The sequence below is a fragment of the Bacteroides sp. An269 genome (genome assembly GCF_002159755.1).
GTDB lineage: Bacteria > Bacteroidota > Bacteroidia > Bacteroidales > Bacteroidaceae > Phocaeicola > Phocaeicola intestinalis.
Window position 1 is genome coordinate 1 of sequence record NZ_NFJG01000052.1, and the last position, 26,967, is coordinate 26,967.

Consider the following 26,967-nt stretch of genomic DNA (forward strand, 5'->3'; position numbering starts at 1 on the left):
CTCCTGTTCTTCGTCAGATAGCCCGCTATCTTCCTCATCACAGAAGCGAAAATGCCTCAAAAACTCATCCCAAATCATCGCACGATAAATTCAAAACAGCTTCTAAAACGTTATCAGCTAAACCGTCGGATTACTTCGATAAATTCTTTCCCATAACGTTCTTTCTTGTATTCGCCAATGCCGCTTATTTCTCCAAAGGCATCGATGGTAGTAGGTCTGGAAGAGGCTAGCAAATGAAGTACCTTATCCGACAGGACAATGTAGGCAGGGATAGCCTGTTGGTCGGCAAGTTTTTTGCGAAGTGCCCGCAAGGCTTCGAACAGCTGGAGGTTTTCATCTTCAAACATTGTAGGTTCCGGTTGTACGGGAGTAATGTGTGATGCCATTTTCTTCCTTTTACGCTTCTCGTGAGAGAGGAATTCTTCTCGTTTGATAACTACTAATTGTGCACGTTCGTGCCCGAACAATACTTTTTTTCCTGTCTCTGTTATTTTGAGATGATTTTTTTCGTTGTAGGCCACTTCAAAATATCCCAGGTTCAACATTTGTAACAGATAGTCTTGCCAGTCGCGTGCCGGTACATCTCGTCCGGCTCCATAGGTTTTCAGCTTGTCGTATCCGCGTTCGATGATATCTGCTGTTGCAGCCCCTTTCAGTATGTCTATTAAGGTACTTGTACCCACCTGTTGGTCAGTACGGGCTATGGCGCTTAGTGCCTTTTGCACCAAGATGGTTCCGTCGAAACGCTGAGGAGGATTGCGGCATACATCACAATTTCCACAATCGTGGTTCATGCTTTCGCCGAAATAGTTCAGCAGAATACGCCGGCGGCAAATGTCCGCTTCGGCATACTGTTGCATACGTTTCAATTTTTCCATGTTCAACTCTTGTTGTCCGCTTTCTGAGGCAAAACGTGAAAGTAGCACAATGTCTGCTAAAGAATAAAACAGTAAAGTGTCACTGGGCAGTCCGTCACGTCCGGCACGTCCTATTTCCTGATAAAAACTTTCGATACTTTTCGGAAGATTGTAATGGATGACCCAGCGTACGTTTGATTTGTCAATGCCCATTCCGAATGCAATGGTAGCGCATACCACCTGTATACGGTCGTTGATGAAATCCTCTTGAGCCGCATCGCGTGTAGCTGCACTCAATCCGGCATGGTAGACAGTAGTGGATATGCCGTATCCTTCCAAGATTTCTGCTACTTTTTCAGTTGTGTTCCGGCTCATGCAATAAATGATGCCGCTTTCTCCGGCATGGCGGCTGATGAAGTCTACGATGGTACGTATCTTCTCTTTCTGCTGATAGCCCCGTTTTACGTCAAGACTTAGGTTCGGACGGTCGAAAGATGATATGAATATCTGTGGGTCACGCATTGCCAGTTGCTTCACGATGTCTTGCCGTGTTATTTTGTCGGCAGTAGCAGTCAGTGCTACCACAGGTATTTGCGGAAATTGTTCACGCAATGTTTTCAGTTGGGTATATTCAGGACGGAAATCATGTCCCCACTGTGAAATGCAGTGAGCTTCATCAATGGCGAAAAGTGAGATACGGATGTCTTTCAGCAGGTAGTTGATTTCCGTCAACAGCCGTTCGGGAGAGATGTAGAGCAGCTTTACCCTGCCTTGCCGGCACTCGAAACGGATATTGGCATTGCTGGTTTCATCGTTGGTGCTGTTCAAGGCACGTGCAATGATACCGTTGTTCTGTAAGGCTTCTACCTGGTCTTTCATCAAGGAGATTAGCGGAGAGACTACGATGGCGGTTCCTTCCATCAGCAATGCCGGTATCTGGTAGCAGAGTGATTTACCGCCGCCGGTAGGCATCAGTACCAAGGTATCTTTTTTTTGCAGGATGCAGTTGATGATATCTTCTTGCAATGGTCGGAAACTGGTATATCCGAAATAAGATTTGAGTGTCTTAAGCATTTCTGTATTCATATCAGGGTACAAAGTTAAGCGAATTTGAAGTCGGAATGCGCGGAATTGCTGATTATTTTTTCACTTTCATGTTTACAAGCCGTTTTTCCGGTGTGTCGGATAGGAACATCATGAATAGCAAAAAATCATTTGTCATTGGTAACGAAGTAAAGTATCCCGGAAACGTTCACATGGATGTACACGAGATTTTTCACAACCTTTCCTTAGATGGCAAGACCTCAGAGTTTTTTTGCAAGTCAATTTGGTACTACTAGAAAGGTCAATAGTCCTGCTTCTGAAACCGAACCCCGAAGTATTAGCTTCTAACTTCCAGCCACCCGGCGGGCGATAACTTCTTCTGACTCCCTTTTTACTCCCGATTGGCATAAATAAATAAAAAAAATGGCATAATTCAAAAATAAGCAGCTAAATATGTTGTAGAATAGAAAAAAACTTACGTAATTTGTATAATTGCAACTATTCAATAAAATTACACTTATTATTTTAAAAGACAGATGAGGGAAAATAATCAACTAGAAGAAGTAGAACGTAAAGAAGAAGTCTCCGTGAGGAAGCCTTACAATGTGCGTGAACGCAAGATTAAGGAAGCTGCCTATCGCGATATGATCCGGGCAGAACTTGCGGATGAATTGTATGATAAGGTTCTGAATATTTTGGTCGTACAGAAAAAGTACAAAGACCCCAATTATTCGGCAAAAGACTTGGCAAAGGAATTAAAGACCAACACCCGTTATTTATCGGCAGTAATTAATTCCCGTTTTGGTATGAATTATTCGTGTCTGGTGAACGAATACCGGATAAAAGAAGCATTGCATTTGCTGGTAGACAAGCGCTATGCAGATAAAAATGTAGAAGAAATCAGCGCAATGGTAGGCTTTTCGAACCGGCAGTCGTTTTATGCAGCTTTTTATAAGAATACAGGAGAGACACCGAATGGCTACCGAAAACGGAAACGGGGAGTTTAAGAAACTAAAAATGTATTCATGGAAGAAACATTCTCTTATACGGTAGAGCAATTTGCGGATTTACAAATCTTGCGTTACCGGGTACCTGGGTTCGAACAGTTGTCTTTGAGACAGAAAATGCTGGTGTATTATCTTTCAGAGGCAGCATTGGAGGGACGTGACATCTTGTTCGACCAAAACGGGAAATACAATTTGCAAATCCGTCGTTTGCTCGAAACACTCTACGTACATTTCAACGGAAACCGTGATACGGAAGAATTCCGTTTGTTCGAAATTTACCTGAAACGCGTATGGTTCTCGAATGGAATTCATCATCATTATGCATGCGACAAGTTTGTACCGGGATTTTCACCCGGTTATCTTTCCATGCTTATTGATGCTGTAAGTCCGTCGGTATTGCCACTTGCAGGAGAGGAAGATGTACAGGCTATGTGCAATAAACTCTTTCCGGTAATTTTTTCTCCGGATGTGATGCCTAAACGGGTTAATCAGACAGATGGAGAAGATTTGGTTCAGACCTCTGCCGCGAACTATTATGAAGGAGTAACGCAAAGTGAGGCGGAAACTTTCTATGCAAGACAAAAAGCATTGGGAAGTACCGACGAACCGGTAATGTATGGAATGAATAGCAAGTTGGTGAAAGAACAAGGTCAGATTACCGAACAGGTCTGGAAGGTGGGCGGGATGTATTCCGAAGCTATAGAGCGTATCATCGACTGGCTGGAAAAAGCCGAGACCGTGGCAGAAAATGAAAAACAAATCCAGGTCATCCGTCTGCTGATAGAGTTTTACCGTACGGGCAGTCTGCATACATTCGATGAATATTCCATTGCATGGCTGAAGGACACTAGTTCGCGGGTGGATTTCGTCAACGGATTCATCGAGAGTTATGGCGACCCGTTAGGGATGAAGGCAAGCTGGGAGTCGATTGTCGACTTCAAGGATTTGGAGGCTACACGGCGCACCGAACTGATTAGTGGCGAAGCACAATGGTTTGAAGATCATTCGCCTGTTGATGTGCGTTTTAAAAAGAAATCCGTAAAAGGTGTTTCGGCAAAAGTCGTTACTGCTGCTATTTTGGGAGGTGATTTGTATCCGTCAACAGCTATTGGCATTAACCTGCCTAACTCGAACTGGATACGGAGCGTGCATGGCTCAAAGTCTGTTACTATCGGCAACCTGACCGAAGCATACAACCGTGCCGCCAGAGGAAACGGTTTCCGTGAGGAATTTGTATATGGCGATACCGAACTGGCTCTGCTTGACAAGTATGCCGACATTACAGACGACTTGCATACCGACCTGCACGAATGCTTGGGGCATGGTTCGGGCAAGCTGCTTCCGGGCGTGGATGCCGATGCCTTGAAAGCATATGGATCAACGGTTGAAGAGGCGCGTGCCGACTTGTTCGGCCTGTATTACCTTGCCGACAGCAAACTGCTGGAACTGGGACTGCTACCCGATGCCGAAGCCTATAAGGCTGCGTATTATTCGTATATGATGAACGGTCTGATGACTCAGCTGGTACGGATAGAACTTGGTCATACGGTAGAAGAAGCACACATGCGGAATCGTCAGCTGATAGCCCGTTGGGTACTTGAACAAGGAAAGACAGACAAGGTGGTCGAAATGGTGGTGCGCGAAGGAAAGACCTATGTACGCATTAACGACTATCTCCATCTGCGTACACTCTTCGGACGCTTGCTTGCCGAAGTGCAGCGCATTAAAAGCGAAGGCGACTACGAAGCGGCACGTCTGTTGGTGGAAACGTATGGAGTACAGGTAGACCCGATTCTCCATGCCGAGGTGTTACGCCGTTACAAACGTCTGCACTTGGCTCCTTACAAAGGTTTTGTCAATCCCGTTTATACCTTACAGACCGATGCCGAAGGCAAGGTGACCGATGTACTGGTATCTTATACCGAGGGATATGCAGAACAGATGTTACGTTATGCCCGGGAGTATGCGAATGTGAAATAATAGAAATTCCATTACGAAGCGCATGGTATATCATTCAAGGTGGATATCAAAAGATAAAACGGCTTTTATTTTGTTGTCCTGAGGGAGGCTGTATCAAAAGAAAAAACGACTGTCAAAAAGTAATGTCATAATCGAATGGGTTTTCCGCAGGAAATAGGCACTCAGGATGACAAAATGAAAGTTGATTCCGATTTTGATACACCCTCTACTCAGCATGACAAATGATTTTTCGCAAATCATTTTTGTGCTACTATAACTTTTTTGTGGCTAAATGCCGACATTCAAAAAAAGAAATATGGACTTACACGAAACACTTAAAGAAATCAAATCAAAATTCCGTTTGTTTATGAACGGTCCCATATCGCAAAGCATGCGAGAGAAAGGGATGAATTACAAAGTTAACTTCGGGATTGAGTACCCACGTATTAAGGAGATAGCGGCAGAATATACTCCCGACCACGATTTGGCACAAGCCTTGTGGAAGGAAGACATTCGGGAGTGCAAGATTATGGCAGGGTTGCTTCAGCCGACGGAAACTTTTTATCCTGAAATTGCCGATATCTGGATAGAAGACATGCGTTATCCCGAGTTGGCAGAGTACACAGTGATGAACCTTTTCCAGCGTTTGCCTTATGCTGCGGAAGTCGTGTTCCACTGGATGGCAGATGAGCGCGAATACTTCCTTTTGTGTGGTTTCTTGCTGATGGCACGCCTGCTGTCGCGGGGACTTGTATTGAACGAACGTGCCGAAGCAGAGTTCATCGACCAGGCTTTTACCTCTGTTGAAAGCGAATATCTTGTAGTACAGCGGGCAGCCGCGCTTGCCTTACGCAAATATGCAGAGCAGTCTGATGCGAATGCGAAATTTATCCATAAACAACTCTCAACTTGTCTGAAATCGAAAAAGCCGGAAGTGAGAGCATTAATCGAAAGCTATATTGGATAAGAGCCTGTTTTATGCAACCTGCAAAAACAGGGATCGAAGGCGATGATAAATAAATATGGATATCCGCATTTTGCCCCCTACATGGGATGCTTTTTAAATAAATGCATGTCTGCCAACAGCCAATATATACCCCTGAAAAATGAATATATACTGCATCCGCGGTTGAATATATCTCCATCCGCGGTTGAATATATCTTCATCAGCAGTTGAATATATCTTCATCAGCGAATGCAGTACTACTGCGTTTTCAACTCATCGGGATGGGCTGATAGCGGATATTCAATTAAAGTATTATTACATCTCAGTTTTTGCATCTGTTTCCGGTTCGTTTTTCCGGTTTTATTCGTCTGATAGCCCGTTATCCTCCTCATTACACAAGCGGAAATGCCTCAAAAACTCATCCCCAATCAATACACGATAATTTCAAAACAATTTCTTAAACAAATTCCCGTTTTTTTTATTCGGAATAGAAAGATTTTCGTTCGGATAAAAGAATGATAATTATAGGTATTTGTGTATCTTTGTTGAATCATTTAGAATTGTTGGGTTTAGTATTATGAATAAAAGAGTGTTGTTTGTCTTATTGCTGTGTCTGGGGGCATTCTCTGGACTTGTAGCGCAAAATCCGATTATTTCCGGACAGTTTACGGCTGATCCTACAGCCCGGGTATTCGAAGGGAAAGTGTATCTTTATCCTTCGCACGATATTCCTAGTCCTGTAGAACGTTTGCAGGAATGGTTTTGTATGGAAGATTATCATGTGTTTTCATCAGAGGATCTGGTGAAGTGGACAGACCATGGGGTTGTACTTTCCCAGTCAGATGTGCCATGGGGTGATGCCGGATCTTATTCGATGTGGGCTCCCGATTGTGTGTATAAGAACGGAACGTATTATTTCTTTTTCCCTGCCAGTCCAAAGGGTGAGAAAGGCTTCCGTATCGGTGTAGCTACGTCCGATACTCCGTTTGGACCATTCAAGCCTTTGGCCGAGCCGATAGCTGGGGTACAGGGGATTGACCCTTGTGTGTTATTGGATAAAGACGGACAGGCTTATCTGTATTGGTCGGGAAGAGGATTGAATGTAGCTCGTCTGAAGGATAACCTGACAGAACTGGATTCGGCTCCAGTACTTGTGGCCGATGTGAAAGATGGGTTTAAAGAAGGGCCTTTTGCTTTCGAACGCAATGGTAAGTATTATCTGACTTATCCATGGGTAAAAGATAAAACGGAGTGTCTGGCTTATGCAATGAGTGATTCTCCGATGGGACCGTTTGAATATAAGGGCATCATCATGGACCAGTCGCCTACAGGATGCTGGACCAATCATCATTCGTTGTTGGAGTATAAGGGACAATGGTATTTGTTTTATCACCATAATGATTATAGCCCGGATTTCGACAAGAATCGTTCGGTATGTATTGACTCGTTGTTTTTTAATGCTGACGGGACTATCCGGCAAGTGGTTCCTACCTTGCGTGGAGTCGGGATTGCGGATGCCCGTAGCCTGATTCAGATAGACCGTTATAGCACAAAAAGTGAAGAAGGAGTTTTTATTGATTATGTGAATCAGGATGATAAATTCGAAGGGTGGAAGACATTTTTCAGTCATGAAGGTGCATGGGTTACTTTTCATCGGGTGGATTTTGGCGATGGAAAGTTGCAAAAGGTGAGCGCCCGGGTAAGTTCGGAGATGGGTGGAACGTTACAGGTCTGTGCCGATGGACATGTGATAGCTGATATAGAAGTGCCTGTTACTGTAGGACGTTGGCAGACGTTGACGGTGCCGTTGACCGGGTTGCAAGAAGGGGTTCATAATTTGTGTGTTTCTTTGTTGTCGGGAAGAAATGTGCAAGTTGATTGGATACGTTTCGAATGATATATAAAAGGAATAGGATGAAGCCGCTTGCCTTGTTGCTGGTTGTGCTTGGTTTGTTGGGTGAAGCCTTTGGGGGTATTTTATGTGCCCAAAGTAATTCTGCATCTTTTAATTACCGTTATGTAACGATGCACGAAGGTTTATGCGACAATACCATCCGTGCCATTCACCAAGACCGTTTCCACTTTGTATGGTTAGGGACTTCAAACGGATTGGACCGTTATGACGGTTATGAATTCAAACATTATTCTGTATCTTCCGGTTGGGAAGAAAGGGTTATTGAAAGCAACTATATTAATGACATTACCGAAGATAATAGTGGGCATTTGTGGGTAGCCACCGAGGCAGGAGTAATGTTCATTGATTTGGAAAGTGAGCAGGTTGAATCGTTTCGGGATTATGCAGGTGAACATCAGGAGATACTTCATTCGCCGGTCCAGACGATTTTAATTGATGAGTTCGAGAATTTGTGGATTGGGAAAAGTGACGGGTTGGTGTATGTCAGGCTGGATAAGTTTCGGCATATCCAGGATGTGCAGATTCTGAAATCGGATGTAGATATCCGTGTATTGGTCCAGCACGGTAACGAGGTATGGGCTGGCGGATACGGGTGTCTCTTCCGTTTTGCTTCTTCCGGAACCCAGTATTATGCATTGACGTCTTTGTGGACTGGACTTGATGTCTCGAAGCTGATTTTCACCAGTGCTTATGCTTATGGAGATTATTTGTGGCTGGGCACTCAGAGTGGATTGTATTGTTGTGACACACAGAATATGAAGTTTGTTTCTTATCGCCATGCATCTGATGACCCGGAAAGCTTGTCTTCTGATTTTGTAACAGATATCACCCGGAATACTTCGGGCGATATGGTGATAGGTACACGCAATGGTTTGAATGTGCTCAGGCAGGGTGGGCATTTTGCCAGGTATGGTAAGGGAGATGCTCCTCAGTCGTTGAATGATAATTTGATTAATCGGGTCTGGGTAGATGACGATAATGTATTTTGGGTAGGTACAGAATTTGGTGGGGTCAATATTTTGTCACCGGTACGGATTTCATTCACTTATTTTTTGCGTGGGTATGAAAAAGGCAGTCCGAATGTTATCAGTACGGTGATAGAAGACGATGAAGGAAATATTCTGGCTGGCCTGGTCGATGGAGGCTTGGCTATCCGCAGAAGAGGAAGCCGGTCTTTTCGTTTTTACAGGCATGTTCCTGGAGATTCCCGTTCTTTGTCGCATGATAATATATCACGCATTGTGCAGGATTTTGAAGGGAATTATTGGATAGCAACCATAGGTGGCGGAATTGACCGGTTGCCAAAAGAATGTCTGGATGCTCCTGTGTTCGAACATTATGATGTATCTACCACTCAGTTGCCGTCGAATGATGTTTACGATATCGCTTTGGATAGTCTACGCAATTCGCTATGGATTTGCTGCAATAATTACATTTATCTGTTAGACTTTTCTTCGGGAGCTATCAGTCAGTTGCATTATTATACCCATACGGGAGAGGAAATGTATAATATGCATACCATACTCGTAGATTCGCATTCCCGCTTGTGGATAGGTGGCAATGGAGTGGGGGTTATTGATTTGGCAAATCCGCAGGATACTTATGAATGTTTTTATTACCGGTATAAGCTGGATGCTTCAGAGCATGCAGTCAGTGAGAGGATAACATGTATATTCGAGGCACAGAACGGTGATATTTATTTGGGTAGTCAGGGTAATGGTATTTATTTATTGGAGGATGCAAGGCTTTTGTCGGCGTGTAAGTTTAAAAATTACGATGTGAGATGTGGATTGTCGGATACAAGCATTTCAAGTATATTCGCAGATGATAGTGGAAACTTGTGGATTTGTACATTGAAAGGCGTTTATTTTTTTGATATTCTTACTCGGAGGGCTTTTAAGTTTGATCAGGAAGACGGATTGTTGGTGCCTCAGTTTTATCGGCGTTCAGGATGCAAGACCTCGGATGACCGTTTGCTGTTAGGTACTACCGATGGGTTGGTGGTCTTTTGTCCGGTTATGAACTTTCCAGCGCCAGAGCAGCGTAAGGTGGTGCTGACCAATGTTTCTTTTGGAGGACGGTCTTTGGTGCCTTATCTGGATGAGACCAATCTTTTATCGAGTATTGTCAATGCCCAAGAATTGCATCTGTATCCGCCCCAGAATTCGTTTGAAGTGACTTTCAGTTGTCTGGAGTATTTGGAACCGGAAAAGGTTTTTTATACTTACCGTATTCTTGAATTGGATAAAACCCCCAATATCGGATTGATGAACCGGATTGCAAGGTATACCAATCTGTCTCCTGGAACCTATACGTTGGAGATGCGCTGTACGAATCATGATAATACGTGGTCATCGCAACTGACCCGGCTAAAGATAATAGTTCATCCTCCTTTTTACCGTACCGGATGGTTTTATACGTTGCTGGCATTGGTCGCTATACTGGCATTGGGATATACCGTTTATGCATATAATTCCCGGCAAAAATATGTTCAGCGTCTATTGAAAAGGAAAATAGATGAACGTACACAAGAGTTGCATCAGACCATAACCGAGTTGACGACTTCGAGAGAAACCATTATCCGGCAACGGGATGAAATAGTGTCGATGTCCAAACAAATGGATGAGATAAATCGGGAGAAGTTGTCATACTTTACTAATATGGCACATGAGTTCAAGACACCTTTGACATTGATTCAGGGACCAGCCCAGCAACTAGAAGGTCAGCTTGTCGGAAAAGAGCAAAAGGAAAGTTTGCAAATTATCTTACGTAATGCCCGTTATTTGTTGTCATTGGTCGAACAACTGATAGATTTGCGTAAGATTGATACAAAGAAATTGACCTTGAATTATGAATGTTTTGACTTCAGGCGTTTTTTGAATGCTGTTGTAACCGATTTTTCCGGATTGATGAAAGAGCATCATCTGATTTTTTCTTGTAAGGTTCGTCTGAAGGCAGATTTTATTTCTTCCGATAAAGAGCATTTGCACAAGGTGCTGTTCAATTTGTTGTCTAATGCAGTCAAGCATACTCCCGAAAGAGGAGTGATTACGTTGTATGCTTGCCAGTTTAGGAATAAGGAGGGAAAGATGTTGCTGTATTTATCAGTTTTAAATACGGGGAGTAACATCCCGCCTGAAGAGACCGAGCGCATATTTCATCGTTTTTATAGTATTAAAGGGCAAGAACGTTATTCGGTATATGGGCAGCGGAATACAGGAATCGGACTTCACATTGTAAAAGAAATTGTAAATTTGTTGGGTGGAGTCATTAAAGTTAAAAGTTCGGATAGGCGAGGGGTGGCTTTCCGGCTTTATTTCCCGGTTACATTGGCAGATGCCGAAAAAGAACCGGATGCCGTAATGCATCAGCAGCCTGTATTATTGGGTAATGATGCTGAAACTTATGTACCGGTAGATGGAAGTAAGCCGCTTTTATTGTTGGTTGAGGATAATCCGGATATGCGGTGTTATTTAAAAGTGATACTTGAAAAGTTTTATAATGTGGCAGAGGCCAGTGACGGCAATCAGGGGTATGATTTAGCATGCAAACTGGTACCCGATTTGATTCTTTCCGATTTGATGATGCCGATATGTGACGGTATTGCCTTTTGTCGGAAAATACGTGCAGACCGTTCATTGAAACATATTCCTTTTGTTTTGCTTTCGGCCAATTCGGACGCTGAAGCACAGACCGAAAGTTTTGGTAGTGGCGTTGATGGGTATCTGACCAAACCTTTTGATGAGGCTGTTTTGTCGGCCTGTCTTCAGTCTGTAATAAAAAACCGTGAGATACAGCGACGTAGGTCGGATGTTGAGCAGGAATTTATGCCGGAGTTGAAAGACTTTGCCCAGCCAGACAAGATTTTTATGAATGAAGTTTTGGCAGTATTGGAGCGTAATTATGCTGACTCTGATTTTGGCGTAAAGGAGTGGATGGAGATGTTGCATGTCAGTTATGCAGTCATCTATAAGAAAATGGTTTCGTTGACAGGGCTTTCGCCTGTACGTTTCCTGCAGGTTTACCGTTTGCAGAAAGCGAAGTTGTTGTTGGAAAATAGTAGTAATGTAATTGTGTCTGAGGTAGCTTATAAGGTTGGTTTTAACGATCCGAAATATTTTACTAGGGTTTTTGTCCGTCAATATGGACAGACCCCCACCGCTTTCGTCAAGACTTGACGAAAGCGGCAGATGTCTGCTTATTGTATATCGGGCATTATCGTGTCGGAATGTTTTATAGCTGCCGGAGGAAGAAGAATTCGTTTTCCGAATGTGGCTTTTTGAGGCATAGGCAAACTTGGATACAAAGGAAGTTGGCTGTGGCTTCTTGTTGAGAGGTTTTCGTATTTACGTCCGGCACGGAGTAATGCTGCTTGCAGCAAAGGTTCGTTTACATCGCCTAGTTGGTAAGGAAGCATCGGATTGTCTTCTACCGTTACATCGGGTTGTAGTCCGTCGGGCATACAGGGCGTTTCTCCATTGGCGTTTTGGTAAATGCTGACCATAACATATACGCCCCAATTTTTGATTTCTTCCGGGCAGTGTTGGTATGTATCTTCGCCACTTAGCATCAATCCGGTACAATACTTGCCATGTGAGGCCGTACCTATCAGTTCTATGTCCATATAAGGCATTAGTCCGCTTAGCAGAGCTTCGGATGCTGAGGCTGTACCGGAAGAAATGATTCCGTATATTTTCTTTAACCCGATGTTGGCGTCTTTGGTACTTATGTGCAGGTTAATATCATCATAGTTATATTCTGTGGTGAAGCGTGTTTCCAGGCTGATGCCTTCTTGGCGGTATATTTCTGTCAGATAATCATTGTAAGTTTCTTTTTCGAATATTTTTTTCGCTTCTACATCAGCTTGTGGGGCAAACATTGATGCCAGGACGTTTTCGGTTATGACATATCCTCCGCCGTTATATCTCAGGTCAAGTATCAGTTCGGAAATGTTTTCGCTTTTGAATTTCTTGCCGATTTCTACCAGTTCAGGGATAGCAATCAGGTCGAAACTGGCATAGGCCAGGTAGCCCACTTTTTTGCCGTTGAATTCGTAGACCGTATCGCATAATATCGGATTTTCATACAGGGTTGTGGCTGTCAGTTCTACTTCTTTGCCCGAAGCGGTAATCGGATTGCTTTCCCAATCTATTTCTGCAAGTGCAACGGTCAGCGAGGAAGCGTAATAAAGTTCTTGATAATTGTCTGTTGTAATGTTTTGTCCGTTTATCCATAAAAGGATGTCTCCCCGTTTCAGTCCGGCTTTTTCTGCAGGGCTTCCTGCTGATACATAATTGATTACACCGATACATTGGTTGTCGTCAGACACCAGGTAAACGGTCAGGTTCCATCCGAATGTTGTGGACACACCGCCTACGCTGCTGGTAAACGAATCCATATCATCGGTCATCATGGTCCATTTGTCGATATACTTGTCACCTTCGTGGTATCTGATTTTATCTACAGTTTCAATAGGGTCTTCATTGGTTTCGATATTCCATGCTTCCAGGTCATCGTTGATATTTTTATTCCAATAATAATATGTACTCAAGATGTCTTTGCCTAATTTGTTGGCATAATAGATTTCATTGCTTATTGTTGTCGTTTCTGGTGTCTGGTCGGGCGTATCATCAGAGCAGGCTGTCCATATACAGCTCCCTGCCAGCAGAAAAAAGATTTTTAAAAGTGCTTTTTTCATACAGTCTTTTGTGTGTTTAATGTTGTCTTAATATTGAACTAATTGTGCAAAAGTAACAAAAAAAGCAGAACGAGCAACATTTTGTAGGAAATAAAGTGAATGGTGAATAAAAAATCCACAAAGACATTGGTGTATGTCTTTGTGGATTTATAAGAGGTAAGGGATAAGTGTTTATTCTACTTCTCCCAATGAGTTACCGTATTCCATTTCGCCTTGCACCACGAAAAATACATCATCAGGGTCGAAAGGACCCATTCCGTCTTTCTTGGCTTCACCGACTATGTAGTTTACAATTTCATCCTGGTCGATGTTGATGTATCCTTCTTCATCGGGTTGAGCATCCAAACAGCCGCTGGTTGTATAGTAATCTACTATCAAGTCGAGCATATAATACAGTTCGTCATCCGAGAATTTGCCTTTTAAATCTTGCGGCAAATAATTCTTGATGAATGCGATGGTCTTTTCATCGTCTTCATCTTCCAACAAGAAATTGTCATCCATTCCCATAGTTCAGTTCTTTTTTTAGAATGAATATCCGCATTTTGTCAATCTGTCAGGTGCTATTTGGTATTAGCCTTGTATCTTTTGTAGGATAAATACAACTTTAGCCTTTGTTTCAGAATGGGGCAGATTGCGGATACTCATATTTAAGATTAATGATATTTACTTTTGAAGAAATTACTTCAACAAAGCTTCTACTTTTTCTTTCAGAGCGGCTTTTGTAGTAGCTCCTACTTGTTTGTCAACGACTTTACCATCTTTGATGAAAAGTACGGTTGGAATATTACGAACTCCAAACTGTCCGGGCAGGTCTGAATTTTCGTCCACATCACATTTACCGATGTTTACACTGTCTTTGTATTCTTCGGCCAGTTCTTCAATATACGGGGCAATCTGGCGGCAAGGTCCACACCATGTTGCCCAAAAGTCTAATACTACCGGTTTTCCTTCTGCTACGATTGCATCAAAATTGTCATCTTTAATTGTCAGTGCCATAATTCAAATGTTTATTGTTATCAAAATATCTACGCAAATATATACTAATTTATTTTATAGTCCAACAAAGGTTGGGTTTTTAAATAATTTACTAGGTTTTTATGTACTTCAATCTTCAATGTGCGTGAAAGCAAGTTGACAAACATTTGTCCGTCTTCATCGCGGATGAAGAAGTATAATTCGGTATTTCCCGGACTGTCTTTTACCATAGACCCCAATTCCATAATCATTTCGTCATTGATAGCAGACAGTGGAGCTGTTACGGTCAGTTTTTCTATCAGCCGGTCTTTTACGTCTGGTAGCAGTTCAATGGTGTTGACTTTTATTTCCCATTCGTCAGGTTTCCATTGCTTGGGCTGGCATTTACCTTTTAGATAAAGGAACATACCTTCTACAAAAAAGTTCTTTTTATCTACCCATTCGTTGCCGAAAAATGCAAATTCACCTGTTCCTGAGTAGTCTTCTATTTTGGCTATGCCATAGGGTTTTCCTGTACGGGTATATCCTTCGCGTACACCAGTAACGATACCTCCCATGGTCAGGTCATGATTTTGCAGTGGTGTCAGGTCTGCCAGTTGTATCATGTGCGTATTGCATACATCTTCCAGTATGACAGCATATTCGTCAAGCGGATGGGCGGAAAGGTAGATACCTACCAGTTCACGTTCTTTATTCAAGCGTTCCAAATCGCTCCATGTCGGTGCGGAAATGATTTCCGGAGTTGCTATTTCTATTTCTTCGGTACCACCAAACAGAGAATTGGCCGTAGCTGCTTTGTCCAGCTGGTACCGGTTACCATAACGTACCAGTACTTCGGTGAACGTTTCTTCTTTGGCGTTTTTCATAAAGAAATCTTCACGTTTGATATCTGTAAAGCTATCAAACCCGCCTGCCAATGCCAGGTTTTCAATGTTTTTGCGGTTGCAAGCCGACAGGTTGACACGTTGCACGAAATCGAAGATGTTTTTGAACGGTCCGTTTTTTTCCCGTTCTGACAAAATGCTTTGTACAGCTGATTCGCCTACTCCTTTGATGGCACCTAGTCCGAACCGGATGTCTCCGTGGTAGTTTACCGAGAATTTCAGGTTACTTTCATTTACATCCGGTCCCAGTACATTGATGCCTGTAGCCTTACATTCATCCATCAGTTTGGTAATTTCGGTGATATTTGAAATGTTTCGGCTCATGGTTGCAGCCATGTACTCAGACGGATAATTGGCTTTCAGATAAGCTGTCTGGTAGGCTACCCACGAGTAGCATGTAGCGTGCGATTTGTTGAATGCATACGAAGCGAATTTCTCCCAGTCAGCCCAAATCTTTTCAAGGGTTTTCGGGTCGTGTCCGTTTTTCTTTCCCCCTTCGATAAATTTGGGTTTCATGTGATCCAGCTTGTCACGCAATTTCTTTCCCATCGCTTTACGCAGGGCATCCGATTCGCCTCGTGTAAAATCAGCAAGCAGGCGTGAGAGCAGCATCACCTGCTCCTGGTATACTGTAATGCCATAAGTATCTTTCAGGTACTTTTCCATGATAGGAATGTCATATTCTATTGGCTTCCGTCCGTGTTTCCGGTCGATGAAGTCTGGAATATAATCCATCGGTCCCGGACGATACAGGGCATTCATGGCAATCAAGTCTTCAAAAGTGGAAGGCTGAAGTTCACGGAGATATTTCTGCATACCGGCGGACTCGAACTGGAATGTACCGATGGTCCGTCCGTCGCTATATAATTTATAGGTAGCAGGGTCGTCAATCGGAATTTCGTCTATATTCAGTTGTATTCCCTTGCTGTGACGGATGTTTTCAAGGGCTTCTTTGATGATAGACAGGGTTTTCAGACCTAAGAAGTCCATCTTGATTAGTCCTGTTTCTTCGATAACAGACCCTTCGTATTGAGTCACCAGCATCTTTTCGCCGGTTTCTTTATCATCAGCTGTACTTACTGGCACCCAGTCGGTGATGTCATCGCGGCAGATGATTGTACCACATGCGTGTACCCCTGTATTGCGTACATTGCCTTCCAGCATCTTTGCATATTTGATTGTGTCACGCAGGATTGGGTTCGGAGAAACCTCTGCCTCCTGCAGTTCGGGGACATAAGCAATGGCATTCGGGAGATTCAGCTTTTTGTCTGGAATCTTGTCGGGTATCAGTTTACATAGCCTGTCAGACTCGGAAAGAGGAAGCTTTTGCACTCGTGCAACATCTTTGATGGCAAGTTTGGTAGCCATGGTTCCATAAGTGATGATATGTGCTACTTTCTCTTGTCCGTATTTTTCTGTTACCCAGTTTAAAACGCGTCCTCGACCATCATCGTCAAAATCGACGTCAATATCAGGCAATGAGATTCGGTCAGGATTTAAGAAACGTTCAAACAGCAAGTCATATTTAATAGGGTCAATCTGTGTAATGCCCAGACAGTATGCTACAGCCGAACCTGCCGCTGAACCACGTCCGGGTCCTACGGAAACATCCAGCAGATTACGTGCGGCCGAAATGAAGTCTTGCACAATCAGAAAGTATCCGGGGAAACCCATGGTTTTCATGATGTGCAGTTCGAATTTGATACGTTCCTTTACTTCTTCACTCAGCTCATCACCGTAGCGTCGGCGGGCACCTTCGTAAGCAAGTTTTGCCAGATAGTCTGCTTCCAGTTTGATACGGTATAATTTTTCGTAACCTCCCAGTCGGTCTATTTTTGCTTTGGCATCGGCTTCACTCATGACAATGTTCCCGTTTTCGTCTTGCGTGAATTCGTCGAACAGGTCTTTTTCAGTATATTTTTTACGATACTCTTCTTCTGTACCGAAATCTTCCGGAATGGCAAAAGTCGGCATAATCGGAGCATGGTCTATTGAATAAAATTCAACCTTATCGCATACTTCACAGGTGTTGGCCAGTGCTTCGGGCACATCGCTGAAGATGGCGTTCATCTCTTCGCGCGTCTTCATCCACTCTTGTTTGGTGTAAAGCATGCGTTTAGGGTCGTCCAGGTCTTTGCCTGTGCTCAGGCATATCAACCGGTCGTGTGCTTCAGCATTTTCTTCGTCAACAAAATGTACGTCGTTGGTGCAGACCAGCTTGATATCGTATTTTTTTGCATACTCGATAAGTTTCTTGTTGACCGTTTCCTGCAATTTATAGACTTCGTGATTGGCGCGTGGCACAGTAGCTTTATGGCGTTGCAACTCCAGATAATAATCATCGCCAAACAGATTCTTGTACCATTGTATAGCTTCTTCTGCTTCGGCAAACTGTCCTGCAGTGATGCGTCGTGGTACTTCTCCTCCCAGACAGGCAGAACAAACAATCAGTCCTTCATGATATTTTTCAAGTTCCGCCCGGTCGGTGCGGGGGCGCATATAGAATCCTTCTGTCCAGGCTTTCGATACCAGTTTGATAAGGTTGTGATAACCTTGCAGGTTTTTGGCAAGTACAATCAGGTGATAACCACTTTGGTCGGGTTTACCGTTTTTATCGCTCAGCCGGTTGCGTGCGACATACATTTCGCATCCGATAATTGGTTTGAACAATCTTTTTTGGGCAGCTTCCAGTTGTTCGCGGCAGGTTGCCAAATCGGCTTCTACGTTTTCCGATTCTGTCTTTCCGCTTTCCAGTCCGGCTATTTTCTTCTTCAAGTCTTTTATTTCTCCGTTTGTGGCTCCGTTTTTCTTATTTACATAATTGAAAAACTCTTTGATACCGAACATATCACCATGGTCAGTAATGGCAATACCTTTCATACCATTTCCGATGGCTTTGTCTACCAGGCGGGTAATGGATGCTTGCCCGTCCAGAATAGAATATTGAGTGTGAACATGTAAATGAACAAAATCCTGCATAATTCAGTTTATATGGTAAAATCAGCCCAAAGATACCGAGTTTATGCGAAGAATCAAAAGACAAAGTTGTAAAGAAGGCAGAATTTTATGAAAAAAAGAAAGAAAGTCACAATTCTGAACGTTGTTTATTTGCAGGGTAGATAAATTAACTTTATTTTTGCACGATAAATAAAAGTGTGACCCATTGTTTCAAGTATGAATAAGATAAGAAAAAAGATAAAGAAGATTAGGCTGCATCAGGAAGGAACCCATATCTTGGTGAGCGCTGCCATCATACTCCTTATTATAAATATAGCTCTTTATTGGGGGCTGGAGTGTAAATGGCCTTTTTATATCGTGGCTTTAGCCAGTCTTTTTTTGTATTCGATGATGGTCAACTTTTTCCGTTGTCCGATACGTCTTTTTAATAAGGATACGGAGAAAATTGTCGTTGCACCTGCTGATGGAAAGGTGGTGGTGGTAGAAGAGGTGGACGAGTACGAATATTTTCACGACCGCCGGCTGATGGTTTCTATTTTTATGAGTATCACTAATGTACATGCCAACTGGTATCCTGTAGATGGAACCGTGAAGCATGTTTCCCATCAGAAAGGACGGTTTATGAAAGCATGGCTCCCGAAGGCAAGTACCGAAAACGAACGCTCGACCATTGTGATTGAAACACCTGAAGGACATACGGTCATGGCACGCCAGATAGCAGGAGCTGTGGCGCGACGTATCGTTACGTATGCTGAAGTGGGAGAAGAATGTTATATAGACGAGCATATGGGATTCATCAAGTTTGGTTCCCGGGTGGATGTCTATCTGCCTTTAGGTACAGAAATCTGTGTGCGGATGGGGCAGAAAACGGTCGGTAATCAGACGGTTATCGCCAAACTGAAATAAAGAATTAAAGGAAGGAGGAACAGAAATGGCCAATGCAATGATTCGGAACATTCCGAATACACTGACTTGTTGCAACTTGTTTTCGGGTTGCATTGTCTCATGCATGGCTTTTCAGGGCAATTATGTATGGGCGTTTGTTTTCATTATCATCGGTGCGGCTTTTGACTTTTTCGATGGTATGGTGGCACGTTTACTGCATGTCTCGTCTCCTATCGGTAAAGAATTGGATTCGCTGGCCGATGATATTACTTTCGGTCTGGCGCCTGCAGCTATTGCTTTTGCCTTGTTTCAGGAGGTGCATTATCCCGATTTTATCCAGAGCCTGCGTCCGGTATTGCCTTATACGGCATTTCTGGTTGCTGTATTCTCGGGGCTACGTTTGGCCAAATTCAATATTGATACACGCCAGACCAGTTCGTTTATCGGTATGCCTACTCCTGCCAATGCTTTGTTCTGGGGTTCGCTGGTGACAGGCGAGCATGCCTTTCTTACTTCGCCTCATTTTAATGCCGTGTATTTGTTTGTACTGGTTGTGGTAATGTCGCTTTTGCTGGTAGCTGAATTGCCGATGTTTTCACTTAAGTTTAAAGATTTGTCATGGCAACATAATAAGGTGAGTTATATCTTTTTGATTGGCTGCATACCTTTATTCTTGATTTTCCAGTGGAGTGGTTTTGCAGCTGTTATCATCTGGTATGTTATCTTGTCTTTGCTTTTCCGTAAAAAATCATAAAGAGACAATCGGTGGCACGGTTGTTGTACGATAAAAACAAACCAAAAGCCAATAGCTTATGTTTCATATTTTAGGATTTTTGTTTTTCTTCGTTCTGGTAATCTTGATTATCGGGCTGGTATTATTGTCTAAAATTGTCCGCACGATATTCGGATTTGGACGTAAGATGACACGGAGCGGTACTGCCGAAGACACTTATCGGCAACGTACGACCTATACAGAAGATACACGTCGTGATGACGAATCGCAATATTCGGATAAGGATTCCCGGCGCCGTAAGAAGGTTTTTGATAGCGATGAGGGGGAATACATTGATTTTGAGGAAATCAAAGATAAATGAAGAATGAAGAATACCTGCGGAGGAGAATTCTTCATTCTTCATTTTTCATTTTATTCTTCTTCTACCAGATCCTGAATAGGCATTTGCCGTTTGATGGCTTCGCGGAACGAGATGATGGTTTCCGAGCGCGAAAGCCCTAAAGGCTGTAGCTTGTCATGGATGATGTTAAGGAGATGGTGGTTGTTTTTTGCATAAATCTTAATAAACAAATCATATTGTCCGGTTGTAAAGTGGCATTCCACAACTTCGGGAATGAGTTTCAACGCTTCCGTTACTGAATCGAATTGTTCAGGGTCTTTCAGATACAGACCGATATAGGCACATGTTTCGTAACCTATTTTTTCTGGATCTATAATAAACTCGGAACCTTTCAGGATACCTAGATTGGTCAGCTTTTGAATGCGCTGATGAATGGCTGCACCCGATACATTGCAAGCTCGGGCGACCTCTAAAAACGGAATACGTGCATTATCTGCTATTAATCGCAGAATCTGTTCGTCTAATTTGTCTAATTGATGATGTCCCATTTATTTTATTTTAGTTTGATACAAATATAATGATTTTTCTTTCAAATGCCTATATGCGACTAACTTTTCTCAAGTTTTTAGCATGAATTTGCCAGATAGTCTTATCTTTGCGTACTAAAAACAGATGCGTCATGAGAAAAAGAATTATGTTTACACTCTTGGCTTTGCTCTTTTGGTGGAATGGAGCAGAGGCCCAAAGTTTCGATGACTATTTCATCGACAAAACACTTCGTGTTGATTATTTGTTCAATGGAGATGCCAGCAAGCAGGTCATCAGCCTTGATGAATTGGTTTCACTTCCCGGATGGGCGGGGAGGCGACATGCGCTCGATCGTCTTCCCTTGGAAGGGAATGGAGATATCACGATGGTTGACAAGGCGAGTGGCAAAGTGATTTACTGTACTTCCTTTTCCAGTTTGTTTCAGGAATGGCTGGGTGAGAAAGAGGCACAGCAGCTTACACGTGGTTTTGAGAATACCTTCTTGTTGCCATATCCTAAATATCCGGCTATTGTGACCGTCCGTCTGAAGGATGTCCGGCATCAGCCTTGTGCCGTGCTGAAGCATGAAGTCAATCCGGAAGACATTCTTATCCACCAGAGAGGTACTTCTCAAATCACGCCACACCGTTATTTGCTTCAGAATGGAGCTTCGGATGCGTGTATCGATATCGCTATCCTTGCCGAAGGCTATACATCGGATGAGATGAAGCTTTTTTATAAGGATGCGCAAGACGCTTGCGAGGCTATTTTTTCTCACGAGCCATTCAAGCGGCTGAAACATAAATTCAATGTTGTCGCGGTAGAATCGGTTTCACAAGATAGTGGGGTCAGCATTCCTCGGAAGAACGAGTGGAAGAATACGGCAGTCAGTTCGCACTTCGATACTTTTTATTCCGACCGCTACTTGACGACCCGTTCGGTGAAGGCAATGCATAACTGGCTTGCCGGCATCCCTTACGAACACATTATTATATTAGCCAATACCGATACCTATGGAGGCGGAGGTATCTATAACGCCTATTTGCTTACGACGGCTCATCACGCTATGTTCAAGCCTGTGGTGGTGCATGAGTTCGGGCATAGTTTTGGAGGGCTTGCCGATGAGTATGCCTACGATGAGGCTCCCAGTCCGCTTTATCCCTATGAGGTAGAACCGTGGGAGCCTAATATCACGACCTTGGTCGATTTCGGAAGCAAATGGAAAGACCTGGTGCCTGAAGATATTCCGGTGCCTACACCGGTGGAAACCGATCCGGCAAAGATTTATACCAAGGTAGGTGTTTACGAAGGTGCCGGATATACGAAAAAAGGCATTTACCGTCCTACCACTGAGTGCCGGATGAAAATCAACGAAGCTCCCTGTTTCTGTCCGGTATGCGAACGGGCACTCGAACGTCTGATCCGTTTTTATACTGAATAAAGAGGACAATCACACGTTTCGTGGCATTGTGAATTTGTGGATGTCATCATAGTAGAGATATACCGCGCATGATGTAAAAAACTCACAAACTTAAAAACTCACAAACTTAAAAACTCACAAACTTAAAAACTCACAAACTTAAAATCTTATGCTTGTTTTTACACGTATTAACACCCAGCATCCTCATTACCCTTTTGTAGAAAAATTGCTGCATCTGTCTTTTCCCGAAGAAGAACGCCGTGACGATGAGGGGCAACGCTGGAACACGGACTATAACGAACGGTTTCATTGTTATCTGCTGACTGATAAGGATGAGAACGGAAAAGAAGAACTTATCGGTGTGATTACCGTATGGAAACTGGACGGTTTTTATTACGCCGAGCATCTTGCCACTTCGCCCCAGATTCGTAACCGTGGTTATGGGCGTCAGGTTATGGAGGCACTGAAGATGCAGTTTGCAGGGAGTGTCATTGTCTTGGAAGTGGAAAGACCTGATGACGAGATGAGCCGGCGTCGTATCGGTTTCTACCAACGTTGCGGCTTTAGCTTATGTATGCAGGATTATTATCAGCCCCCTTATCGGGCAGGAGGAAAAGGGTTGCCGCTTTACTTGATGTATGCAGGTGCCGACGAGATAGACTCATATTATCCGCAGATACGTGACGAAATTTATCGGAATGTGTACGGAGTAAAGGTGTAGGGCGAACATTTCTCTTCTTCTGATTGTTTTATTTAACAGGCAAGATACTTGAATATTGCATATTTATTAGTATCTTGCCTGTTCTTAATCAGTATAGAGACCAAACGTTTAATTAAAAGGAAAGAGTATGAAAAACTGGAGAATGGAAGCCATTATACTGGCTGTAGGTATGCTTTTGTTGGGAGTGTTTATTAAAAACGGATTTAGCGAATTTGCTCAAAAAGACCGCAGTGTAAACGTGAAAGGACTAGCCGAAATGGAGGTTCCAGCCGACAAGGTGACGTGGCCTCTGGTATACAAGAGCTTGGGGAATGACTTGGGAGCATTGTATGATGACATCAAACGCTCGAACCAGACGATTTTGGAATTTCTGAAGGAAAAAGGACTTGCCGAAACGGAAATCAGTGTCAATGCTCCTGAAATCATCGACCTGAAGGCGGAACGGTATAGTAATAATAATGATACACCGTACCGTTATAATGTGACTTCGGTTATCACCGTTACTTCGATGAAGGTGGACCTGGTGCGTAAGCTTATCAGTGAACAGGGAGAATTACTGAAACGTGGGATTGCCATCACGGGAGGCGACTATCGGTATAATGTGTCATACGAATATACCAGTCTGAACAAAATCAAACCGGGCATGATAGAAGAAGCTACCAAGAATGCCCGTGAGGCAGCCGAAAAGTTTGCCAAAGATTCAGAAAGCGAACTGGGCAAGATCAGACATGCCAGTCAGGGGCAGTTCAGCATCAGCGACCGCGATGCCAATACTCCTTATATAAAGAAGGTGCGGGTGGTTACGACAATAGAATATTCGCTGGAGGATTAAAAAAACGGTTAAAAGTTTTCACTTTCAGGAATTTGTTATACCTTTGCACCCGATTTAGATCAATATAAAGTCTAACACAATTAGTTATTTACAAAACAATTATTTAAACTTAATGGAAAACTTAAAAGACGTAAAGCCCATTGAAGATTTCAATTGGGATGCTTATGAGAGCGGTGAGTCAGCATCAAGCATAAGCAAAGAAGAACAAGAAAAGGCTTATGACAACACCTTGAACAAGGTAGGCGACCATGAGGTGGTTGACGGTACCGTAATCGCAATGAACAAACGTGAGGTTGTAGTGAACATCGGCTACAAGTCAGACGGTATTATTCCGCTGAGCGAATTCCGCTACAATCCCGACCTGAAGGTGGGCGACACTGTAGAAGTGTACATCGAAAACCAGGAAGACAAGAAAGGACAGCTGATCTTGTCGCACAAGAAAGCGCGTGCTACACGCTCTTGGGACCGTGTCAACGCAGCGCTCGAAAACGAAGAAATTATCAAGGGTTACATCAAGTGCCGTACGAAAGGCGGTATGATTGTAGACGTATTCGGCATCGAAGCATTCTTGCCGGGTTCGCAAATTGATGTGAAACCTATCCGCGACTACGATGTGTTCGTAGGCAAGACGATGGAATTCAAGGTTGTAAAAATCAATCAGGAATTCAAGAATGTGGTTGTTTCGCACAAGGCGCTTATCGAAGCCGAACTGGAACAACAGAAGAAAGAAATTATCAGCAAGCTCGAAAAAGGCCAGGTACTGGAAGGTACTGTCAAGAATATCACTTCTTACGGCGTATTCATCGACTTGGGCGGCGTAGACGGTTTGATCCACATCACCGACTTGTCGTGGGGTCGTGTAAGCGATCCGCATGAAGTCGTTCAGTTGGATCAGAAACTGAATGTAGTTATCCTCGACTTCGATGACGAAAAGAAACGCATCGCTTTGGGCTTGAAGCAACTGACTCCGCATCCATGGGACAGCCTCGATCCGAACTTGAAGGTAGGCGACCATGTGAAAGGCAAAGTTGTCGTTATGGCTGATTACGGAGCATTCGTTGAAATCGCTCCGGGCGTAGAAGGACTGATTCACGTATCAGAAATGTCTTGGTCGCAACACTTGCGTTCGGCTCAGGACTTCATGAAGGTAGGCGATGAAATCGAAGCCGTTATCCTGACACTCGACCGCGACGAACGCAAGATGTCTTTGGGCATCAAGCAGCTGAAACCGGATCCATGGGAAACGATTGAAGAGAAATACCCCGTAGGCTCTAAGCACACGGCTAAGGTACGCAACTTCACCAACTTCGGCGTATTCGTAGAAATCGAAGAAGGTGTAGACGGATTGATTCACATCTCTGACCTGTCTTGGACGAAGAAAATCAAACATCCGTCAGAATTCACTCAGATCGGTGCAGACATCGATGTAGTAGTTCTGGAAATCGACAAGGAAAATCGTCGCCTGAGCTTGGGTCACAAGCAATTGGAAGAAAATCCGTGGGATGTATTCGAAACCGTATTTACAGTAGGTTCGGTACACGAAGGACGCATCATCGAAATGCTGGATAAGGGTGCCGTTATCGCATTGCCTTACGGTGTAGAAGGTTTCGCAACTCCGAAACACCTGGTAAAAGAAGACGGATCTCAAGCTCAGCTCGATGAAAAGCTTCCGTTCAAGGTCATCGAATTCAATAAGGACGCTAAACGCATTATCTTGTCTCACAGCCGTATCTTCGAAGATGCTCAGAAAGCAGAAGAAAAGGCAGAAAAGAAAGCTAAGCGTGCAGCTAAGAAGGAAGAAACTCCGATGATTCAGAACCAGGCTGCTTCTACTACTTTGGGTGATATCGATGCTTTGGCAGCATTGAAGGAACAGTTGGAAGGAAAGAACAATAAATAATTTCTTCTTTATATCAGAAAAAGGGATATGCTTTTGGGTATATCCCTTTTTTATTGGCTGAAGTTCTTGGAAAATGTGTTATTTTTGCTCCAGAAAAATAATCTTTATATCTATGAAACAGGCATTGAAACTGGTAGGCATGTTCCTTATAGGAATTTTATTGGGGGTGATGGTAAGTGGAGCAGGTATAGCCCTGTTTACCGATATGACCTTGGCTGCATTTTTCGGGAAACTCTTCAGACTGCATATAGCAGAAGTTATTGGTTTCCCACTCTTGTTTATATGCTTTTTTCTGATAACCCTATTCTTGCAGGTTACTTTGCACGAGGCAGGACACCTGATATGCGGATTGGCTTCGGGGTATCGTTTCGTGTCGTTCCGTATCTTTAATTTCACGTGGATACGCAAGGATGGTAAATGGGTCTTGAAACGTTTCAGTGTGGCAGGTACCGGAGGGCAATGCTTGTTGGCTCCGCCTGATAGACCTGAGGAAGAGATTCCGGTATGCGGATATAACATGGGTGGTGTAATGATGAACATTTTGACTGCCCTTGTGGCTTTGGGATTTTTATTGTGGATGGAGGATTTGCCTTTCATGTTATCGGTTTTTCTGGTGTTTTGGGTAATAATCGGATTGTTTTTGGGAGTGACAAATGGTGTTCCGATGAAGCTGGGTGGAATAGGGAACGATGCTTATACATTGCGTTTGCTGAGACATAATCCGGCAACGAAGCATGCTCTGATATTGCAACTTCGTATAAATGCGCTGATACAAGAAGGGATGCGTCCGAAAGATATGCCCGAAGAATGGTTCAAGCAAGATGCGGCAACGATAGATTACAAAGACATTCTGCAAGCGACAATCGGACTGATGAACGTGTCCCGCCTGCTAGATCGGGAAGAGTGGGAGGACGCTTATCGTCTTTTGGAAGATGTCAAGAGCCATAGCTCCGAACTGATAGGTATTTTGCAACAAGAAACGGATGCTGAGCTGCTTTTTACAGCTTTGGTAACTGGGAGGAAGGAACGTGCCGGTGAACTTGCGACTGATAAATTGCTGCGTTATATTCACCTATATAGTCGTGTCAGTTCTTCGAAACAGCGTCAACTTTTCGCACTGGCTTTGTATCAGGAACACGACAGGGAAAAGGCCGAAACTATATACCGCAGCGTCGTGAACATTCGTGAGAAATACCTCATGCAAGGGGAGGTGAATATGGATATTGCCTTGATGGAAGTCTTGCTGGCGCAGGAGGCTTAGAAGCTGTTTTGAATTTCTCCAAAAAGTTTTTCTTGGCTTGATGTATCTGTTTTCGTGTGTGCTTTGGGCGATTTTTTGGTCCTTTTCGCTCCTGTTCTTCGTCA

General features: G+C 43.5%; 19 protein-coding genes. 13 read left to right on the forward strand and 6 right to left on the reverse strand.

Features of this window, described 5'->3' with window-relative positions; translation table 11 throughout:
- Positions 1 to 113: 113 nt before the first annotated feature.
- The gene (gene recQ / locus B5F71_RS10775; protein WP_087210144.1) at positions 114 to 1,931 is read right to left on the reverse strand and encodes a DNA helicase RecQ; all 1,818 of its coding nucleotides are present in this window, start codon (positions 1,929 to 1,931) and stop codon (positions 114 to 116) included.
- A gap of 506 nt (positions 1,932 to 2,437) precedes the next feature.
- Here recQ and B5F71_RS10785 point away from each other — a divergent pair.
- The 5 genes from B5F71_RS10785 to B5F71_RS10805 all read left to right on the forward strand — a co-directional run bounded on the left by B5F71_RS10785 (position 2,438) and on the right by B5F71_RS10805 (position 11,906).
- Positions 2,438 to 2,908 carry a helix-turn-helix domain-containing protein gene (locus B5F71_RS10785; protein WP_022041322.1) on the forward strand — a complete coding sequence of 157 codons (471 nt, stop codon included), beginning with the start codon at positions 2,438 to 2,440 and terminating at the stop codon, positions 2,906 to 2,908.
- An 18-nt stretch (positions 2,909 to 2,926) separates the two neighbouring features.
- Positions 2,927 to 4,888, forward strand: a complete 1,962-nt coding sequence (locus B5F71_RS10790; protein WP_087210111.1) for a dihydrofolate reductase — start codon at positions 2,927 to 2,929, stop codon at positions 4,886 to 4,888.
- 295 nt (positions 4,889 to 5,183) lie between these two features.
- Positions 5,184 to 5,834: a DNA alkylation repair protein gene (locus B5F71_RS10795; protein WP_087210114.1), complete on the forward strand. Its 651-nt coding sequence runs from the start codon at positions 5,184 to 5,186 to the stop codon at positions 5,832 to 5,834.
- Positions 5,835 to 6,390: 556 nt separating this feature from the next.
- Entirely contained in the window at positions 6,391 to 7,710 is a 1,320-nt protein-coding gene (locus B5F71_RS10800; RefSeq protein WP_087210117.1) for a family 43 glycosylhydrolase, read from the forward strand.
- A gap of 17 nt (positions 7,711 to 7,727) precedes the next feature.
- Positions 7,728 to 11,906 (forward strand): two-component regulator propeller domain-containing protein, encoded by a 4,179-nt coding sequence (locus B5F71_RS10805; protein WP_087210120.1) that lies wholly within the window; start codon positions 7,728 to 7,730, stop codon positions 11,904 to 11,906.
- Positions 11,907 to 11,926: 20 nt separating this feature from the next.
- Here the strand turns inward: B5F71_RS10805 and B5F71_RS10810 are convergent, their stop codons facing one another.
- The 4 genes from B5F71_RS10810 to dnaE all read right to left on the reverse strand — a co-directional run bounded on the left by B5F71_RS10810 (position 11,927) and on the right by dnaE (position 18,264).
- Positions 11,927 to 13,426, reverse strand: coding sequence for a S41 family peptidase (locus tag B5F71_RS10810; protein ID WP_087210123.1), 1,500 nt, complete (start codon positions 13,424 to 13,426; stop codon positions 11,927 to 11,929).
- 171 nt (positions 13,427 to 13,597) lie between these two features.
- Complete coding sequence (locus tag B5F71_RS10815; protein ID WP_022041330.1) at positions 13,598 to 13,933, reverse strand: hypothetical protein; 336 nt, start codon at positions 13,931 to 13,933, stop codon at positions 13,598 to 13,600.
- A 171-nt stretch (positions 13,934 to 14,104) separates the two neighbouring features.
- Positions 14,105 to 14,422, reverse strand: a complete 318-nt coding sequence (trxA, locus tag B5F71_RS10820; RefSeq protein WP_022041331.1) for a thioredoxin — start codon at positions 14,420 to 14,422, stop codon at positions 14,105 to 14,107.
- A gap of 44 nt (positions 14,423 to 14,466) precedes the next feature.
- Positions 14,467 to 18,264, reverse strand: coding sequence for a DNA polymerase III subunit alpha (gene dnaE, locus B5F71_RS10825; RefSeq protein WP_087210126.1), 3,798 nt, complete (start codon positions 18,262 to 18,264; stop codon positions 14,467 to 14,469).
- A 195-nt stretch (positions 18,265 to 18,459) separates the two neighbouring features.
- Between dnaE and B5F71_RS10830 the strand changes: the two genes are divergently transcribed.
- Genes B5F71_RS10830 through B5F71_RS10840 form a run of 3 tightly spaced genes read left to right on the forward strand, consistent with a single transcriptional unit; the run spans position 18,460 to position 20,222 of the window.
- Positions 18,460 to 19,149: a phosphatidylserine decarboxylase family protein gene (locus tag B5F71_RS10830; RefSeq protein WP_087210130.1), complete on the forward strand. Its 690-nt coding sequence runs from the start codon at positions 18,460 to 18,462 to the stop codon at positions 19,147 to 19,149.
- Positions 19,150 to 19,174: 25 nt separating this feature from the next.
- The gene (gene pssA / locus B5F71_RS10835) at positions 19,175 to 19,882 is read left to right on the forward strand and encodes a CDP-diacylglycerol--serine O-phosphatidyltransferase (RefSeq protein WP_087210133.1); all 708 of its coding nucleotides are present in this window, start codon (positions 19,175 to 19,177) and stop codon (positions 19,880 to 19,882) included.
- 58 nt (positions 19,883 to 19,940) lie between these two features.
- On the forward strand, positions 19,941 to 20,222 hold the full coding sequence (locus tag B5F71_RS10840; protein WP_087210136.1) for a DUF4834 family protein: 282 nt from the start codon (positions 19,941 to 19,943) through the stop codon (positions 20,220 to 20,222).
- Positions 20,223 to 20,272: 50 nt separating this feature from the next.
- Here B5F71_RS10840 and B5F71_RS10845 read toward each other — a convergent pair whose 3' ends face one another.
- A complete protein-coding gene (locus B5F71_RS10845; protein WP_022041336.1) occupies positions 20,273 to 20,749 on the reverse strand; it encodes an Lrp/AsnC ligand binding domain-containing protein in 477 nt (158 codons plus the stop codon).
- A 131-nt stretch (positions 20,750 to 20,880) separates the two neighbouring features.
- Between B5F71_RS10845 and B5F71_RS10850 the strand changes: the two genes are divergently transcribed.
- The 5 genes from B5F71_RS10850 to B5F71_RS10870 all read left to right on the forward strand — a co-directional run bounded on the left by B5F71_RS10850 (position 20,881) and on the right by B5F71_RS10870 (position 26,863).
- Positions 20,881 to 22,170, forward strand: coding sequence for a M64 family metallopeptidase (locus B5F71_RS10850; protein WP_087210139.1), 1,290 nt, complete (start codon positions 20,881 to 20,883; stop codon positions 22,168 to 22,170).
- A gap of 148 nt (positions 22,171 to 22,318) precedes the next feature.
- Positions 22,319 to 22,870, forward strand: coding sequence for a GNAT family N-acetyltransferase (locus tag B5F71_RS10855; RefSeq protein WP_022041338.1), 552 nt, complete (start codon positions 22,319 to 22,321; stop codon positions 22,868 to 22,870).
- 127 nt (positions 22,871 to 22,997) lie between these two features.
- Positions 22,998 to 23,702, forward strand: a complete 705-nt coding sequence (locus B5F71_RS10860; RefSeq protein ID WP_022041339.1) for an SIMPL domain-containing protein — start codon at positions 22,998 to 23,000, stop codon at positions 23,700 to 23,702.
- 112 nt (positions 23,703 to 23,814) lie between these two features.
- The gene (rpsA, locus tag B5F71_RS10865) at positions 23,815 to 25,602 is read left to right on the forward strand and encodes a 30S ribosomal protein S1 (protein ID WP_022041340.1); all 1,788 of its coding nucleotides are present in this window, start codon (positions 23,815 to 23,817) and stop codon (positions 25,600 to 25,602) included.
- 112 nt (positions 25,603 to 25,714) lie between these two features.
- A complete protein-coding gene (locus B5F71_RS10870) occupies positions 25,715 to 26,863 on the forward strand; it encodes a M50 family metallopeptidase (RefSeq protein ID WP_087210142.1) in 1,149 nt (382 codons plus the stop codon).
- Positions 26,864 to 26,967: the final 104 nt, after the last annotated feature.